Source organism: Zoogloea sp. GW822-FHT05C07 (assembly GCF_058800215.1).
Genome location: NZ_CM179510.1, coordinates 3,202,091 through 3,217,651, shown reverse-complemented (window position 1 = coordinate 3,217,651; position 15,561 = coordinate 3,202,091). Strand labels below are relative to the sequence as shown.

Sequence of the window (15,561 nt, the reverse complement as noted above, 5' to 3'; positions counted from 1 at the left end):
TTAGATTCATGCACTTAGAAATGAATCACGGTTTTCTAAAAAATATGGAACAAAGCTTGCTGGCCCCTTGGCCATAACGATCATCCGGAGCAGCAGCATGTTGGATACGGTCATAGTTGGCGGTGGTTTGTGCGGGCTGGCAATTGCCAACGGCCTCGCGTCGCGCGGCGAAGAATTCGCCCTGTTCGAAGCCCGCACGCGCCTCGGTGGTCGCATCCTGTCCAGCGACGACGCCACGCCCGGCTTGCCCGCCGACCTGGGGCCCACCTGGTTCTGGCCAAACACCCAACCGCGCATCGCCCGGCTGATCGCCGACCTGGGACTGCGCCAGTTCGCCCAGGCCGACGGCGAGACCGTGCTGCACCTCAAGGAACCCAGCGCCGGCCCGGCCCCCCTATCCGCCGGACCGGTCCACGGCGGCGCCCGGCGGATCTCCGGCGGCTTCGGTGCACTGATCACCGCCCTCGCCAAACGCCTGCCGCGGCACAGCCTGAACTTCGGCCACGTGCTGATGGCCGTCCGCAATTGCGACGATCACGTGGAACTGCACTTTCTCCGCGGCTACGAGCCCATCACCATCAAGGCCCGCCACGTAGTGTTGGCTGTTCCGCCGCGCCTGCTCGAGGAGCGAGTGGATTTCTCACCGGCCCTCGCCGCGCCGCTGCGCCAGATTCTGCGCGACACGCCCACCTGGATGGCGGGCAGCGCAAAGGCCATGTGCGGTTTCGAACGCCCCTTCTGGCATGACACCGGCCACACCGGCAACGCCTTCGTCACCCATCCGCAGGCGGTGCTGGCCGAGGTCTTCGACGCCAGCGACGAGCCAGCCGGCCGCGCCGCACTTGGTGGTTTCGTCGCCATGCCGCCGGCGCTGCGGGAATCCTTCCGCAGCGGCCTGCCGATGCTGGTGCGCAGCCAGCTCGTACAACTGTTCGGCGCCGCAGCCGAACGCAGCACGCCGTTCATCCAGGACTGGTCATCGGAAGCCTACACCTGCAGCCTCCTCGACCACACTCCGCCGGACGGCCATCCGGAATACGGGAACCGGGCGCTGCGCCTGTCCCACTGGAACGACAAGCTCTACTTCGGCGGCTCGGAAACGGCCAGCTACGGCGGCGGCTACATGGAAGGCGCCCTCGAGGCCGCCGGCCGCATCCTCAAGGAACTGGCCCTCGACCGGGCCCTGATGAACTGAAACATCATGAGCATCGGAACCAACGACCTGTGCGTCGCCCGCTTTTCGGCCTGGGTTGCCAAGCAGCGCAAGCAGAGCTTCGACCGCTACCGGATCACCCTGCACCGCAACCTGTCGGCCCAGCGGCGCCAGCACCTGACCCAGCAGGCCATTCTCGACACCGCCGCGGTCCTCTTCCGCGAAGCGCTGGAAATGCTTTACGAACTCCCCTTCGACAGCCGGGGCGTCCGCGTGGAACGCGGCTGGTCGGCACTCACGCTGCGCATCCTGGAGCCCTTCCAGGGTTTCTGCGAAGCCCTGCTGGACGACGCGCTGCGCTTCAACCGCAGCTCCTGCGCGATCTCCAACTTTGCCGAAGAGCACCTGCCGAGCGTGGATTACCAGCTGGAAATGCGCCGCGAACTGGCCGCAGCGTGGAAGGATTTCGCGCTGACCGCCAACGACCTGCTGGTGGACACCGGCAGTCACGCGATGGCGAGCGTGGCCGCCTGAACGGCGGCTGGCACGCCGCCATCAAACGGCCTCCAGCCGTCTCAGAGCCCCAGTTTGCTCCACATCGCATCGACGCGCGCCTTGACGGCCGCGTCCATGACGATCGGCGTACCCCATTCCCGCTGGGTCTCGCCCGGCCACTTGTTGGTCGCATCGAGGCCCATCTTCGAGCCCAGGCCAGCCACCGGACTGGCGAAATCCAGGTAATCGATCGGCGTGTTGTCCACCAGCGTGGTGTCCCGCGTCGCATCCATGCGGGTGGTCAGCGCCCAGATCACTTCCTTCCAGTCACGGATGTTCACGTCGTCGTCCACCACGATGATGAACTTGGTGTACATGAACTGGCGCAGGAAGCTCCAGATGCCGAACATCACGCGCTTGGCGTGCCCCGGATACTGCTTCTTGATGCTGACCACCGCCAGCCGGTACGAACAGCCTTCCGGCGGCAGATAGAAATCGACGATCTCGGTGAACTGCTTCTGCAGCAGCGGTACGAAAACCTCGTTGAGGGCCAGGCCCAGCATCGCCGGCTCGTCGGGCGGCTTGCCGGTGTAGGTGCTGTGATAGATCGGGTCGCGCCGGCTGGTGATGCGCTCGATGGTGAACACCGGGAACTCGGCCTGCTCGTTGTAGTAGCCGGTGTGGTCGCCGTAAGGCCCTTCGAGGGCCGTCTCGCCGGGATGGATCACCCCTTCCAGCACGATCTCGGCGGAAGCCGGCACCTGCAGGTCGGAGCCCAGGCATTTCACCAGCTCGGTCTTCGCGCCGCGCAGCAGGCCAGCGAACTGGTATTCGGACAGGCTGTCCGGCACCGGCGTCACCGCGCCGAGGATAGTCGCCGGGTCGCAGCCCAGCACCACCGCCACCGGGAAAGGCTGGCCCGGATTGGCCAGCTGGTGGTCGCGGAAATCCAGCGCGCCGCCGCGGTGGGCCAGCCAGCGCATGATGACCTTGTTGGACCCGAGCACCTGCTGGCGGTAGATACCCAGGTTCTGGCGGCTCTTGTTGGGGCCGCGAGTCACCACCAGCCCCCAGGTGATCAGCGGCGCCACGTCGCCCGGCCAGCAGTGCTGGATCGGCAGCTCGGCGAGGTTCACGTCCTTGCCTTCCTTCACCACCTCCTGACAGGGTGCCGACGACACCGTCTTCGGCGACATGTTGAGCACCTGGCGGAACACCGGCAGCTTGTCCCACGCGTCCTTCAGGCCTTTAGGCGGCTCCGGCTCCTTCAGGAAGGCCAGCAGCTTGCCGACCTCACGCAGCGCCCCCTGCCAGTCCTCCCCGCTCACGCCCATGCCCAGCGCCACCCGCTGCGGCGTGCCGAACAGGTTGGCCAGCACCGGCACGTGGTGCCCCTTGGGATTCTCGAAGAGAATCGCCGGCCCACCTGCGCGCAGCACACGGTCGCAGATCTCGGTCATTTCCAGGTGCGGATCGACTTCCGCCTTGATCCGCTTGAGCTCGCCGAGACGCTCCAGTTGGCTGATGAAATCCCGCAGGTCTGTGTATCGCATGGAAGGAATGACTGGAAGGGTTGAAAAGCGAACGGCCGCTGCTGCGGCCGTTCCTCGCCCGGATGCCGGGTAGTTCAGTCCAGCAAGGCGTTCACCGCCTTGATGTCCTCGTCGCCGAGGGTGCCCGCCGCCGCCTTCAGGCGCAGCTGGGCGAGCAGCGTATCGTAGCGGGCCTTGGCCAGCCGCTGCTGGGTATCGTAAAGCTGGCTCTGGGCGTTCAGCACGTCGATGTTGATGCGCACGCCGACGTCGTAGCCGAGCTTGTTGGCATCGAGGGCCGACGTGGACGACACCAGTGCCGCCTCGTAAGCCTTCACCTGGGCCAGGCCACTGGTCACGCCGAGGTAGGCCTGGCGGGCACCCTGCGCGGAACTACGGCGCGCGTTGTCGAGATCAGCGCCGGCCTTGTCGCGCAGCGCCATCGTCTCGCGGACGCGGGAACTGGTCGCCCCGCCCTGGAACAGCGGCACCGCCACCTGCACGCCGATCACCGTCGAATCGATGTCGTAGCGCACCGGCGCGGTGGGCAGGATGGCCGCCGTCGAGGACACGGTATTGCCATGGCTGGCCACCAGATCCACCGTCGGCAAGTGGCCGGCGCGGTTGCGCTCCACTTCACGCCCGGCCAGCTCGACGCCCAGCTGGGCCGCCTGTACGGACAGGTTGCCGCCTTCCGAAGCCGCCACCCAGGACTGAATATCGCCCGGCTCTGGCCGGCTCAGCGTGACGCCCTTGCGCAGCCCCTTGAGCCCATCGGTATCCTTGCCGGTCAGCACCGACAGCGCATGGCGCTTGACGGCCAGATCGCTGTCGGCGGCGATCATCTGTGCCGACGACAGGTCGGCCCGGGACTGGGCCTCGTGGACGTCGGTGATCGTGACGGTGCCTACCTCGAAGCTCTTCTTCGCCAGTTCGAGTTGCTGGCTGTTCGCTTCGTGCAGGGCCGTCGCCGCGGCCAGGACATCCTGGGCGGTCAGCACGTCGAAATAGGCCTGGGATGCACGCAAGGCGAGATCCTGACGCGCCTGCCGGTACTGCACTTCGGCCAGCGCCACCTGGACTTCACCCTGCTTGAACTGCACCCAGTTCTGCCAGCGGAACAGGGGCTGGGTCAGCTGCACCTGCCAGCCGTGGCTGTTGAAGCCGACCGACGAACCCGCCGGACGGCGCGGGTCCATGTCGTTCCACATGGTGTTGCCGGACAGGCCGATGGACGGCAGCAGGCCAGCGCGTCCCTGCGGCAGCTTTTCCTGCCCGGCGGCCAGCGACGCCCGGGCCGCGGCCAGCGGCGCATCGTAGGCCAGCGCGTCCCGATAGACCTGTTCCAGATCTGCCGCCGACGCACCCGCCGCCAACAGCCCCGCCACCACCGCTGCCACCAGACGCTTCATCCCGCGCTCCGTTCCTGTTCGACTGCTCAGTACTGGGGCATGGTCGGGTCGACCTGGGCCGCCCACTGGGCCACGCCCCCGGCCAGATTGATCAGGTTGGTGAAGCCCTGGCGCTCCAGGAACATCGCCACCTGCATGCTGCGGCCGCCGTGATGGCAGATCACCACAATCTCCGCATCCGGCTCCAGCTCCTGCATGCGCGCCGGCACGCTGGCCATCGGCATCAGCACCGAGCCCGGAATGGCGCAGTACTGGAATTCGGAAGGCTCCCGAACGTCGAGCAGGAAGGGCGACGGACGGTTTTCGTCCTGCAGCCATTCGGCCAGCTGCGGAGGGGTGATGTGATTCATCAGGGCTGTACTCAGAAGGTGAAGTGGCTCTTCTGCGGCGCGTTGCGCATCAGGGGAACCAGGTTTTCAAACAGCGACTCGGTGCGGAACTGGCTTTCGGACACGCGGGTCACCAGGGTCGCGGTCATCAGCGGCGCTTCGCCGACGAAGGCGAACAGGCGGCCACCGACCTTGACCTGCTCCAGCAGGGAGTCGGCAATACGCGGCACGCCGCCGGACACCACGATCAGGTCGTAGGGCGCGCTGCTGGCCCAGCCGCACACCGCATCGCCTTCCTCGACGATGACGTTCTCGACGCCGTAGCGCTTGAGGTTGTCGTGAGCCATGTTGACCAGCGCCGGTTCGATGTCGACGGTGCGCACCCAGTCGGCCTTGGCGGCGAGCAGCGCGGCGAAGTAGCCCGAGCCAGCGCCGACTTCGAGTACCTTGTCGGAACGCTTGACCTGGATGGCCTGCAGGATCTTGCCTTCGATCACCGGGACCAGCATGCTGCCGCCGTGGCCGAGAGGGATCTCGGCTTCCGACAGGGCCAGAGACTTGTACGCTTCCGGCACGAACTCTTCACGGCGGACGCTCATCAGCAGGTCGAGGACGCCGAAGTCCAGAACCTCCCAGGGGCGGACCTGCTGCTCAACCATGTTGAATCGTGCTTGTTCGAAATTCATTGTGTGACTCCCGGATAAATATTAGCACAAGCTAATATTGATGATCTGCATGCCTGAATTGGTTGCGAAAAAACTTTCGAATTTTAGCTCAGTTGTGCACTGCGCAGATCATCCGTAGCACTCCCACCCGACGGCGCCGGCTTCACCCGGTACCACGCGGCGTACAGTGCCGGCACGAACAGCAAGGTCAGCAACGTGGCGACGATCAGCCCGCCCATGATCGCCACCGCCATCGGCCCGAAGAAGGCGCTGCGGGTCAGCGGGATCATCGCCAGCACTGCCGCCGCCGCGGTCAGCGCAATGGGCCGCAGGCGGCGCACTGCCGACTCGACGATGGCGTTCCAGGCTGGCAGGCCCTTGTGCATGTCCTGCTCGATCTGGTCCACCAGGATCACCGAGTTGCGCATGATCATGCCGAACAGGGCGATCGTGCCGAGCATCGCGACGAAGCCGAAGGGCTGCTTGAACAGCAGCAGGAACAACACCACGCCGATCAGCCCCAGCGGCGCAGTGAGCACCACCATCGCGGTCCGCGAGAAGCTGTTGAGCTGCACCATCAGCACCGTGAACACCACCCCGAGGAACAGCGGGAAGCCGGCATTCACCGAACTCTGCCCCTTGGCACTCTCCTCCACCGCGCCGCCGGTCTCGATGCGGTAGCCGGCCGGCAGGCGCGCCTTGATCGGTTCGAGCAGCGGCTCCACCTGGGCGGTGACGGTCGGCGCCTGGACGCGGCTGTCGTAGATCTGGCCACGCACGGTGATGCTCGGCTCCCGGTTGCGGCGCCACACCAGGCCCTGCTCGAAGGCGTAGCTGACCGTCGCCACCTGGCCCAGCGGCACCGATTTGCCGGTGCGCGTCGGGATCGACAGCTCGGCGACGAGGGACAGCTTGTCGCGCTCGAAGGCATCGCCACGCAACACCACGTCGATGGACTCGATGCCTTCCCGGTAATTGGTGGCCGCCAGGCCGCGCAGCGAGGTGTTCAGGAAGTTGGCCACATCCTGTGTGGACAAGCCCAGCAGGCGCGCCTTGTGCTGATCCACCTCGACCTTCAACACCTTGGACTGCTCGTCCCAGTCGAGCTGCACGTCGGACAGGCTGGCATTGCCGCGCATCACCTCAGCCACCTCGGCGGCGTAATGGCGCACCGTCGCGATGTCCGGCCCATTGACGCGGAACTGCACCGGGAAGCCCACCGGCGGGCCGTTCTCAAGACGCGTGATGTTGGCGCGCAGGTTGGCGAAATCCCGCTTGAAGAGTTCGATCATGCGCTCCCGCAGCGCCTCCCGCGCCGGGATACTGTCGGTCAGGATCACGAACTGGGCGAAATTGGCCGCCGGCAGCTGCTGGTCCAGCGGCAGGTAGAAGCGCGGGCTGCCGGTGCCCACATAGGCCACGTAATTCTGGATGCCGTCCTCCTTGTCGAGGATGCGCTCCAGCCGCTCCGCCTCGGCCTGGGTCGCGCGCAGGCTGGCGCCTTCCGGCAGGCGCAGGTCGATGAGCAGTTCCAGCCGCGTGGAATTGGGGAAGAACTGCTGCTGCACGAGGCCGAAACCGACGATCGCCACGATGAAGACCCCCAGCGTCGTGGCGATCACCACCCAGCGCTTCGCCACGCACCAATCCACGACGGCGCGGAAACGGTTGTAGAACGGCGTACGGAACACCGCGTCCTCGTCCCCTTCCACGTGCGGGTCGCCGAGGCCGATTCGATCCTTGAAACGCTCCAGGCGCGGGAAGCGGCGCGCGAACCAGCTGGTGTTCTTCGGTGCCCGCGGGTCAGGCAGCAGTACGTAGCCCAAGTAGGGCACCACCACCACCGCCGCCAGCCAGGACGCCAGCAGCGCAATCGCATTCACCTGAAAAATCGAGCGCGTGTACTCACCGGTGGAAGACTGCGCAGTGGCGATCGGCAGAAAGCCGGCCACGGTCACCAGCGTGCCGGACAGCATCGGCCCGGCGGTGCTGGTATAGGCGAAGGCGGCCGCCTTCGAGCGCTCCCAGCCCTGCTCCATCTTCACCAGCATCATCTCGACGGCGATGATCGCGTCATCCACCAGCAGGCCCAGCGCGAGGATCAGCGCGCCGAGGGAGATCTTGTGCAGGCCCACGTCGAACAGGCGCATGCCGAAGAAGGTCACGCCGAGCACCAGCGGGATCGACAGCGCCACCACCAGGCCGGTACGCAGGCCCAACGAGAAGAAGCACACCACCAGCACGATGATCACCGCCTCTGCCAGGGAGTGCACGAACTCGCTGACCGAGCGCTGCACCGCCTCCGGCTGGCTGGCCACCTCCTTCAGTTCCAGGCCGACCGGCAGTTGGGACTGGATGCGCGCGACGGTGGTTTTCAGGTCGTCGCCCAGCGCAATGATGTCGCCGCCCTTGGCCATCGACACGCCCAGGCCCAGCGCGTCCTGGCCACGGAAACGGAAGCGCGGCGCCGGCGGCTCGACGAAGCCCCGCGCGACGCTGGCGATGTCGCCGATGCGGAACTCCCGCCCGCCGGCCTGGATGCGCGTCTCGCGGATCGCCTCGACAGTGTCGTAGGCGCCGCTCGGGCGCAGGTAGATGCGCTCGTTCTTCGTTTCGAAGTAGCCGCCGGGCGCCACCGCGTTCTGGCGCGCCAGCGCATCGGTCACCGTCTGCACGTCCAGCCCGAGGGTGGCGAGCTTGGTGTTGGACAGCTCCACGTAGATGCGCTGTTCCTGTTCGCCGATCAGGTCCACCTTGGCCACGTTCGGCACCCGCAACAGCTCTGCGCGGATCTTGTCGCTCTCGGCCTTCAGACGGGCGTAGTCGAAGCCGTCGCCGGTCAGCGCATAGATGTTGCCGAACACGTCGCCGAACTCGTCATTGAAGTAGGGCCCGCGGATGCCCGCCGGCAGCGTGCCCTTGATGTCGCCGATCTTCTTGCGCACCTGGTAGAAGATGTCCGGCACGTCCTTGGCGGGGGTCGAATCCTTGGCGACGAACAGCACCACCGACTCGCCCGGCCGCGAATAGCTGCGCAGGTAGTCCACGTTGGGAACTTCCTGCAGCTTCTTCTCGATGCGGTCGGTTAGCTGTTCCTCGGTTTCCCGCGCCGACGCCCCCGGCCATTCGGTACGCACCACCATCACCTTGAAGGTGAAGGGCGGATCCTCGGACTGGCCGAGCTGCTGGTAGGACAGTATGCCGACCAGCGCCAGCGCGACGATCAGGTAACGGACCAGCGGCTGGTGGCGCAGCGCCCATTCCGACAGGTTGAAATGCTTCACGCGCCGCCCCCCGCCGCTTTCAGGCTCACCGGGGCTGGTGCAGGCGCGGGCTGATTGGGCGCCACCGGCTGCAGCAGCTGGCCGGCGACGATCTTGTGCACGCCGGCCGCGGCGATGGTCTCGCCGGGCTTCACACCGTCGGCGATCAGCACGCCGTCCTCCCGGTACTGGCGCACCGTCACCGACCGCAGCACCGGCTTGACCAGCGCGCCCTCAGCCTGCATCACCCACACCGCGCTGCGTCCTTCGTGCTCGAAGACCGCCGTCGCCGGCACCAGCAGGACGCCGGCCGCGGCCTGGGCGTCCGGCAGCACCACATTGGCGGTCATGCCCAGCTGCAGCGCCGGCGTCGGATCGACAATGCTCACCCGCACCGCGTAGGTACGGGTTGCCGCATCAGCGCTCGGCGCAATCTCCCGGACTTTGCCATGCAGCACCGCATCGGGCTGGGCCCACAGGCGGATCTCGATCTCCTTCGCCGCGCGCAGCGCCGACAAACGGCTTTCCGGCACAGCGATCAGCACCTCCCGCTCACCGTCGCGGGCCAGCTTCATGACGACGGCGGAATCCTTGACCACCTGCCCGACCTCCGCGCTGACCGCGGTGATCACCCCGGCCTGGTCGGCCACCAGCGTCGTGTAGCCACTCTGGTTACCGGCCACCGTTGCCTGCGCACGGGCCTGGGTGACTCGCGCCTCGGCCGACTTGAAGGTGGACTCCTTGGCGTCCAGCACGCTGCGGCTGACGAAGTTCTTGCCGACCAGGTCCCGGTAACGCTCGACCTCTGCCTTGGCAAAGGCGTATTCGTTCTGCGCTGCCGCCAACTGGGCGCGGGCCGCTTCCGCGTTGAGGCCGGCATCGCTCGGGTCCAGCCGGGCCAGCACCTGGCCGGGCTTCACCGCCGTCCCCACGTCCACGCGACGCTCGATGATCTTGCCGGTGATGCGGAAAGCCAGGTCCGACTCGTAGCGCGCCCGCACCTCGCCGGCATACAGCGCACCGGCGGCCACCGGCGCCAGGGCCAGCTTGTGGACCATCACCGGACGCTGTGCCTCGGCCACCGGGGCCGGCTTCGAACAGGCGGCCAGCACCGCCGCGGCAAGGAAACTCAGGGCCAGACTGCGCTTCATCGGGGGGACTCCTCGCGGGGCGCGACCAGCAGGCCGCGGAAGATCATGTCGAAATAGGTATCGAAATAGGTGTCGGACGCCAGGCTTGGCGCGGCGCAGTCCACCACGCAGCTGGCCATCGAGTTCTTCCAGACGGACAGCATCAGCAGCGGGAAGAACACCAGCTGGCGCAAGGTCGGCACGTCCAGCGGACGAAACACGCCGCGCGCGATGCCGATGTCCATAGCATTACCGAGCAGCGCCATCCAGCGCACGATGACGGCCTCGTGGTGATAACGGGCAACCTCCGGGAAATTGCCGGCCTCGGCGATGATCAGCTTGGAAATACCGCCCAGGTCGGTCTGGCCGACCTTCTGCCACCAGTCGAGCAGGATTTCCCGCAGCAGGCGCTCCGGGTCGTCCCTGAGGGTTTCCAGCTTGGCTTCCATCTCGTCGAAGAGCGGCAGCACGCCCTCTTCGATGACCGCCTTGAAGAGCGCTTCCTTGCTGTCGAAATAGAGATACAGCGTGCCCTTGGAGACCCCCGCGCGGGCCGCGACTTCATCCAGGCGCGTCGCTGCGAAGCCCTTTTCGATGAACAGGGACAGCGCCGCGGCGGCGAGTTCGGATGGGCGCGCCTCCTTGCGGCGCTGGCGACGGACGGAATCGTTGGGGCTCATGGCATAGATTTACTGACTGACTGGTCAGTAATTTAGCCAAAGCGCCCTGCGGAGTAAAGGACAAATGAGGGAGAGTGCGTGCTTCCCGCAGACAACCAGCAGCTTATTGCGCCTGCCGGGGCGTCACACCTCGCCGTCGCTCCGGAACTTCTTGAGCTTGTACCAGAGGGTCCGTTCGCTGATCCCGAGTTGCGCCGCCGCGCGGGTCTTGTTGCCATCGCAACGGCTCAGGGCCGCTTCGATCATGCGCCGTTCGAGGGCCTCGACGACCTCATTCATCGGGCCTTCGGGCACATCGTTGTTGGCGCTGCCGGTGCGAGATGGCACAAGCGGCAGCGTATCGAAGACGAAGTGCACCTGCCGCAGGGTGCCGCCGCCGGCCAGCACCAGCGCCCGCTCGACCATGTTCTCCAGCTCCCGCACGTTGCCGGGCCAGGCATAGCTAACCAGATGCTCGTAGAGCCCCGGCTCGGCCAGCGGCTCACGACTGCTACGCCCGTGCTTGGCGGCGAAATGGGCGACCAGGCCGGGAATGTCCTCCTTGCGCTCACGCAGCGGCGGCAGCGCAATGGCGAACACGTTGAGGCGATAGAACAGATCCTCCCGCAACTGCCCGTCGGCAATCGCCTGCCGCGGGTCCCGGTTAGTGGCAGCGATCATGCGCAGGTCGAGGCTGATCGTCCGGTTGGAGCCAAGGCGTTCCAGCGTGCCCTCCTGCAGCACCCGCAGCAGCTTGGCCTGAAGGGCCATCGGCATCTCGGTGAGCTCATCGAGGAACAGGGTGCCGCCATCGGCCAACTCGAACTTGCCAACCCGTTCCTTCACCGCGCCGGTGAAGGCGCCCTTCTCGTGGCCGAACAGCTCGCTCTCCAGCATCTCGGCGGGAATCGCCGCACAGTTGATCGGCACGAAGAGCCGCTCGGCCCGTGGCGAGGCCGCGTGGATGGCCCGCGCGGCGAGTTCCTTGCCGGTGCCGGTCTCGCCGGTGATCATCACTGTCGCCCTGCTCGGCGCGACCTGGCGGATCTGCTGATAGACGGCCTGCATCGGCGCGCTGGTGCCGACGAAGTCCTCCCAGCCACGGTTCAGCTCCTCCCGCAGGAAGGCGTTCTGGCGACTCATGCGGGCCGAGCCGAGAACCCGCTCGATGGCCAGCTCCAGCGCCTCCAGGTCGAAGGGCCGCAGCAGGTAGTCGCTGGCGCCACGCTTCATCGCATCCACCGCCGACTCCACCGTGCCGTGGGCGGTGATGACGATCACCGGCACCGCCAGCCCTTCCTCGCGCAGGCGCGACAGCAGCGTGATGCCGTCCATGTGCGGCATGCGCATGTCGGTGATGATCAGGTCGAGGGGGTTCTGGCGGGCCAGATCGAGCGCTTCCAGGCCGTCGCCGGCAGAGAAGACCGTGTGCCCCATCTGGCGCAGCATGATCTCCAGCACGCGGCGCATGTGGGGTTCGTCGTCGGCGACGAGGATGTAACTCGGGTTCATGAAGTGTGCGGCCCCGCATGGCGGGGCAGGCGAAGGGTGAACAAGGCGCCGCCGAGGGGGCTCTGCCCCGCCACGATGGTGCCACCATGGGCCTGGACGATCTGCTGCACGATGGCGAGGCCGAGGCCCACACCGCCTTCCCGGCGGAAGAAGAAGGCTTCGAAGATGCGCTCGCGCTCTTCCGGCGCAATGCCCGGTCCATCGTCGCCGATACCGATCTCCAGCGCGTCGCCGAGATCCACGCTGAAAGCCTTGACGGTGCCACCGTCCGGCAGGATCTGCAGCGCGTTCAGGATCAGGTTGAGAAAAACCTGGCTCATCTGCTCCGCATCCAGTTCAGCAACGGGATCCGCCGCCTCAAGAGCCTCGGCGAACACCACCCGTTTCTTGGCCGCCTGACCGGCGAGAAGGCCAAAGCAGCGGCGGACCAACGCATTCACGTCGGTTGGCACGAACACCGGCGCCCGCGGCCGGGCGCTGTCGAGCATCGTCGACACCAGCCGGTTGAGCCTTTCGGTCTCGCTATCGATGAAGCCGGTCATCTCCCGTCCTTCCGGCGACAGGCCCGGCTCCCGCCGCAGCATCTGCGCCGACGAACGGATGATGCCGAGCGGCGTGCGCACCTCGTGGGCGATCACCGAAGCCATCTCGCCGACCATCGCCAGCTTGGAGGCCCGCACCAGATTGCGCTGGGATTCGTCGATGTGGCCAACCATCTCCACGAAAGCCGCCGACAACTCGCCCACCTCGCTGGCCCCACCGGGCGGCGCGCCGGCCAGGCGGCCATCGCGCCGGTAGCGGCGGGTGAACTCGGTCAGCGCAACGATGGGCCGGGCGATCGCTCCGCTGACCCACACCGCCAGCAGCAAGGTCGCGCCCACCAGCGCCCCGAGCAACAGCAGCGCGATCGCCACCATGCGGTGGATAGGCGCCAATGCCTCATCGAGGGGCTGGATCACCAGCGTGCGCCAGCCCAGGCCTTCGAAACCGCCGAAGGCCGCGGCCCGGCCGATGCCGACCGCCACTGTCGCGCCATAGGCCGGCGTCGCGTCGAGCACGTAGGCACCGGCCGCCGTCGGGATGGGGGCCCATCCACTCGCCGGCCCGGAATCCGCCGACAGGCCGTCGCGCAGACGGCGGGACGCCGCAATCAGGCGCCCGCTGGCATCGATGATGGCCAGCGTGCGGCCGTCGCCGGCGGCCCGGTCGAGCATGGCATTGATCTGTTGCCAGTCGAACTCCAGGCGCAGCTCGCCCAGGGGCGCATCATCGAAACGGGACAGGATGGGCGCGTTGATCGACAGGCTGGCCGCCGGTCCCACGGCCCCTGGAGCCGGCAGGCTGAGGGCCAGCGGCGTGCCGGAAAGGCTCACCTTCCGGGCTGTTCGATCAACAGTGACAAGCTGGCCGAGGGCCGCGGGCCGGCTGCTGGCGACGATCCGCCCTGCGGCGTCCAGCGCCGACAGATCCCGGTACACCCCGCCATATCCCTCCTGCAGACGGGCGAGAAACGCGGACAAGCGGCGATCCACATCCTGCACCTGCAGATCCTGCATAACCTCCAGCCGGCTCCAGATCGCGGCGTTCTGCAGACGCTCGAACAGCACCTTGTCCAGGTCAGCGGCAATCGCCCCGGCCTGGCTGGCCAGGCTCTGCTCGATCTCGGCCTGCAAGGCCTGACGCGCCTTGACAAACGCCAGGCCGGCCAGAAGTATGGCGGGCGCCAGCGCCACCACGACGAAGGCCTTGAGCAGGGTGCTGCGGATCGTTACCGGTCTGGGCACGTTTTCAACGGAGAACCGCATCGGGACATGGACTGTCGAGTATACGAAAAAGTACGGGCTTGCCTGTGCGTCCTGCTGCCGGCCTTGCTTCTGCTGAACACCCAGGCCCGGGCCGACGACGGCGATGAAGCCCCGACGCCGATCCGCCTCGGCAACTACGAACTGGGCCGTGGCCTGCCCCTTGGCGACAGCGGCTTCACCGTCGGCGGCTATGCCACTGCGCGCTACGACGACGTACGCGGCCGCGATCCGCGCGTGACGGCCGACCACCTGAGCCTGATGCTGTGGTGGGAGGGCGGCGGGCGCCTCAAGTTCTTCTCCGAGACCGACTTCGAGGAAAGCCTGGCGACCAAGCGCACCGGCCCGGACGAAGAACGCTTCCTGGCCCTCGAGCGTTTCTACTTCGACTACACCGTCAACGACACGGCCACCGTCCGCGTCGGCAAGTTCCTGACCCCGATCGGGCGCTGGAACCCGATCCACGCCGACCCGCTGGTATGGACCACGTCCCGCCCGATGGTGACCCACGCGGTTTTCCCGGGCTACGCCACCGGCGTGATGCTGCAGGGCACGACCGAAATCGGCGAGCGGGAGATGGACTACTCGGTCTATGTTTCGTCCGGCACCGAGCTGCGCCGCAAACCCGCCGAAGATCCGTTCACCGAAGCCCGCGGCGTACATTTCAACCTGCCGGTCAGCAGCAAGCTGCAAATCGGCCTGTCCCTCGTCGATTTCGAGCAGGACCAGACCCGCGGCGAGCGCAAGCGCCTGGCCGGCATGGATTTCCTGTGGTCCCACAACCGCTGGGAAATCTCCGGCGAAGGCATCTACCGTGGCTCCAGCGCCGGCGCACCGCATACCGAGAAGGGCGGCTTCATACAGGTGGTGGCGCCGCTCCGAGGCCGCCTCTACGCCGTTGGCCGCTTCGAGCAGATGCGCCTCGACGGCGCCGACCACCCGGCCCGCAACTGGGTCGCCGGCCTCAACTACCGTTACGACCGGGCCCTGTCCCTGAAGGCCGAGGTCATTGGCGGCAGCCACTTGCCCGACGGCACGCCGGAAGGCCTGCTGGCCTCCATCAGCGTGCTGTTCTGAATCCGCTGATGCCCTTCGCCCCCATCTTGCGCCGCGGCTTTGCAGTGTGCCTCGCTGCGCTGCTGCTCGGTACTGCCGGCCTGGCCGGCGCCGCCGAGCTGTCCGGTATCGCGGTGATCGTCGCGCCCGGCTACACGGTCCGCGACCTGGACAAGCACGAGCTGGCCCTGATCTACAAGCGCAAGAAACGCCTGTGGCCGGACGGCCGCCGGATCGCCCCGGTCAACCTGCCGGCCGGCCAGAACATCCGGAAGGCTTTCTCCGTCGCCGTCCTCGGCCATACGCCGGAGGAAATGGACGACTACTGGCGCGACCAGTACTTCCATGGCGAACTGCCCCCCTTCGTCGCCAGTTCCGAGGAAGCCGTGATCCGCCTCGTCGCCACCACGCCGGGCGCCATCGGCTACGTGCCGGCCTGCCTGGCAGACAAGCGCGTGAGCGTGGTGCTGACCATAGACGACGGCCTGCCCTGCCCGCGCTGAGGCCTGCAATCCCCGTCTACCTTTTTTGCAGTACTGCAAGTTCTTGCAGC

General features: G+C 66.9%; 13 protein-coding genes. 4 read left to right on the top strand and 9 right to left on the bottom strand.

The annotated features are described in order from the left end of the window. The first annotated feature begins 97 nt into the window (after nt 1-97). Entirely contained in the window at nt 98-1,195 is a 1,098-nt protein-coding gene (locus AC3QL2_RS15025; RefSeq protein ID WP_493231200.1) for a flavin monoamine oxidase family protein, read from the top strand. 6 nt (nt 1,196-1,201) lie between these two features. Then, the gene (locus AC3QL2_RS15020; RefSeq protein ID WP_493231198.1) at nt 1,202-1,687 is read left to right on the top strand and encodes a hypothetical protein; all 486 of its coding nucleotides are present in this window, start codon (nt 1,202-1,204) and stop codon (nt 1,685-1,687) included. 41 nt (nt 1,688-1,728) lie between these two features. Here AC3QL2_RS15020 and ubiD read toward each other — a convergent pair whose 3' ends face one another. From ubiD to AC3QL2_RS14975, 9 genes are all read right to left on the bottom strand, one after another. Then, a complete protein-coding gene (gene ubiD / locus AC3QL2_RS15015; RefSeq protein ID WP_493231197.1) occupies nt 1,729-3,201 on the bottom strand; it encodes a 4-hydroxy-3-polyprenylbenzoate decarboxylase in 1,473 nt (490 codons plus the stop codon). Between the two features lie 74 nt (nt 3,202-3,275). Further along, nucleotides 3,276-4,592 carry a TolC family outer membrane protein gene (locus tag AC3QL2_RS15010; RefSeq protein WP_493231195.1) on the bottom strand — a complete coding sequence of 439 codons (1,317 nt, stop codon included), beginning with the start codon at nt 4,590-4,592 and terminating at the stop codon, nt 3,276-3,278. A 26-nt stretch (nt 4,593-4,618) separates the two neighbouring features. Beyond that, a complete protein-coding gene (locus AC3QL2_RS15005) occupies nt 4,619-4,942 on the bottom strand; it encodes a rhodanese-like domain-containing protein (RefSeq protein WP_493231194.1) in 324 nt (107 codons plus the stop codon). 11 nt (nt 4,943-4,953) lie between these two features. Further along, a complete protein-coding gene (locus tag AC3QL2_RS15000; protein WP_493231192.1) occupies nt 4,954-5,607 on the bottom strand; it encodes a protein-L-isoaspartate O-methyltransferase family protein in 654 nt (217 codons plus the stop codon). Nucleotides 5,608-5,690: 83 nt separating this feature from the next. Continuing rightward, complete coding sequence (locus tag AC3QL2_RS14995; RefSeq protein ID WP_493231191.1) at nt 5,691-8,870, bottom strand: efflux RND transporter permease subunit; 3,180 nt, start codon at nt 8,868-8,870, stop codon at nt 5,691-5,693. Beyond that, nucleotides 8,867-10,000 (bottom strand): efflux RND transporter periplasmic adaptor subunit, encoded by a 1,134-nt coding sequence (locus AC3QL2_RS14990; protein WP_493231189.1) that lies wholly within the window; start codon nt 9,998-10,000, stop codon nt 8,867-8,869. The genes AC3QL2_RS14995 and AC3QL2_RS14990 overlap by 4 nt, the downstream gene beginning before the upstream one ends. Beyond that, the gene (locus AC3QL2_RS14985; RefSeq protein WP_493231187.1) at nt 9,997-10,659 is read right to left on the bottom strand and encodes a TetR/AcrR family transcriptional regulator; all 663 of its coding nucleotides are present in this window, start codon (nt 10,657-10,659) and stop codon (nt 9,997-9,999) included. The genes AC3QL2_RS14990 and AC3QL2_RS14985 overlap by 4 nt, the downstream gene beginning before the upstream one ends. A 123-nt stretch (nt 10,660-10,782) precedes the next feature. Continuing rightward, nucleotides 10,783-12,150, bottom strand: coding sequence for a sigma-54-dependent transcriptional regulator (locus tag AC3QL2_RS14980; RefSeq protein WP_493231186.1), 1,368 nt, complete (start codon nt 12,148-12,150; stop codon nt 10,783-10,785). After that, nucleotides 12,147-13,934, bottom strand: coding sequence for a sensor histidine kinase (locus tag AC3QL2_RS14975; protein WP_493231184.1), 1,788 nt, complete (start codon nt 13,932-13,934; stop codon nt 12,147-12,149). Before AC3QL2_RS14975 ends, AC3QL2_RS14980 begins: the two co-directional genes overlap by 4 nt. Nucleotides 13,935-13,961: 27 nt before the next feature. Between AC3QL2_RS14975 and AC3QL2_RS14970 the strand changes: the two genes are divergently transcribed. Continuing rightward, entirely contained in the window at nt 13,962-15,029 is a 1,068-nt protein-coding gene (locus tag AC3QL2_RS14970; RefSeq protein WP_493231182.1) for a hypothetical protein, read from the top strand. 8 nt (nt 15,030-15,037) lie between these two features. Next, on the top strand, nt 15,038-15,511 hold the full coding sequence (locus AC3QL2_RS14965; RefSeq protein WP_493231181.1) for a type 2 periplasmic-binding domain-containing protein: 474 nt from the start codon (nt 15,038-15,040) through the stop codon (nt 15,509-15,511). Nucleotides 15,512-15,561: the final 50 nt, after the last annotated feature.

Bases quoted from the DNA above. Each gene is read 5' to 3' on its own strand.
- AC3QL2_RS15025 (WP_493231200.1), top strand. From the start codon at position 98: ATGTTGGATACGGTCATAGTTGGCGGTGGTTTGTGCGGGCTGGCAATT.
- AC3QL2_RS15020 (WP_493231198.1), top strand. From the start codon at position 1,202: ATGAGCATCGGAACCAACGACCTGTGCGTCGCCCGCTTTTCGGCCTGG.
- ubiD (WP_493231197.1), bottom strand. From the start codon at position 3,201: ATGCGATACACAGACCTGCGGGATTTCATCAGCCAACTGGAGCGTCTC.
- AC3QL2_RS15010 (WP_493231195.1), bottom strand. From the start codon at position 4,592: ATGAAGCGTCTGGTGGCAGCGGTGGTGGCGGGGCTGTTGGCGGCGGGT.
- AC3QL2_RS15005 (WP_493231194.1), bottom strand. From the start codon at position 4,942: ATGAATCACATCACCCCTCCGCAGCTGGCCGAATGGCTGCAGGACGAA.
- AC3QL2_RS15000 (WP_493231192.1), bottom strand. From the start codon at position 5,607: ATGAATTTCGAACAAGCACGATTCAACATGGTTGAGCAGCAGGTCCGC.
- AC3QL2_RS14990 (WP_493231189.1), bottom strand. From the start codon at position 10,000: ATGAAGCGCAGTCTGGCCCTGAGTTTCCTTGCCGCGGCGGTGCTGGCC.
- AC3QL2_RS14985 (WP_493231187.1), bottom strand. From the start codon at position 10,659: ATGAGCCCCAACGATTCCGTCCGTCGCCAGCGCCGCAAGGAGGCGCGC.
- AC3QL2_RS14980 (WP_493231186.1), bottom strand. From the start codon at position 12,150: ATGAACCCGAGTTACATCCTCGTCGCCGACGACGAACCCCACATGCGC.
- AC3QL2_RS14970 (WP_493231182.1), top strand. From the start codon at position 13,962: ATGGACTGTCGAGTATACGAAAAAGTACGGGCTTGCCTGTGCGTCCTG.
- AC3QL2_RS14965 (WP_493231181.1), top strand. From the start codon at position 15,038: ATGCCCTTCGCCCCCATCTTGCGCCGCGGCTTTGCAGTGTGCCTCGCT.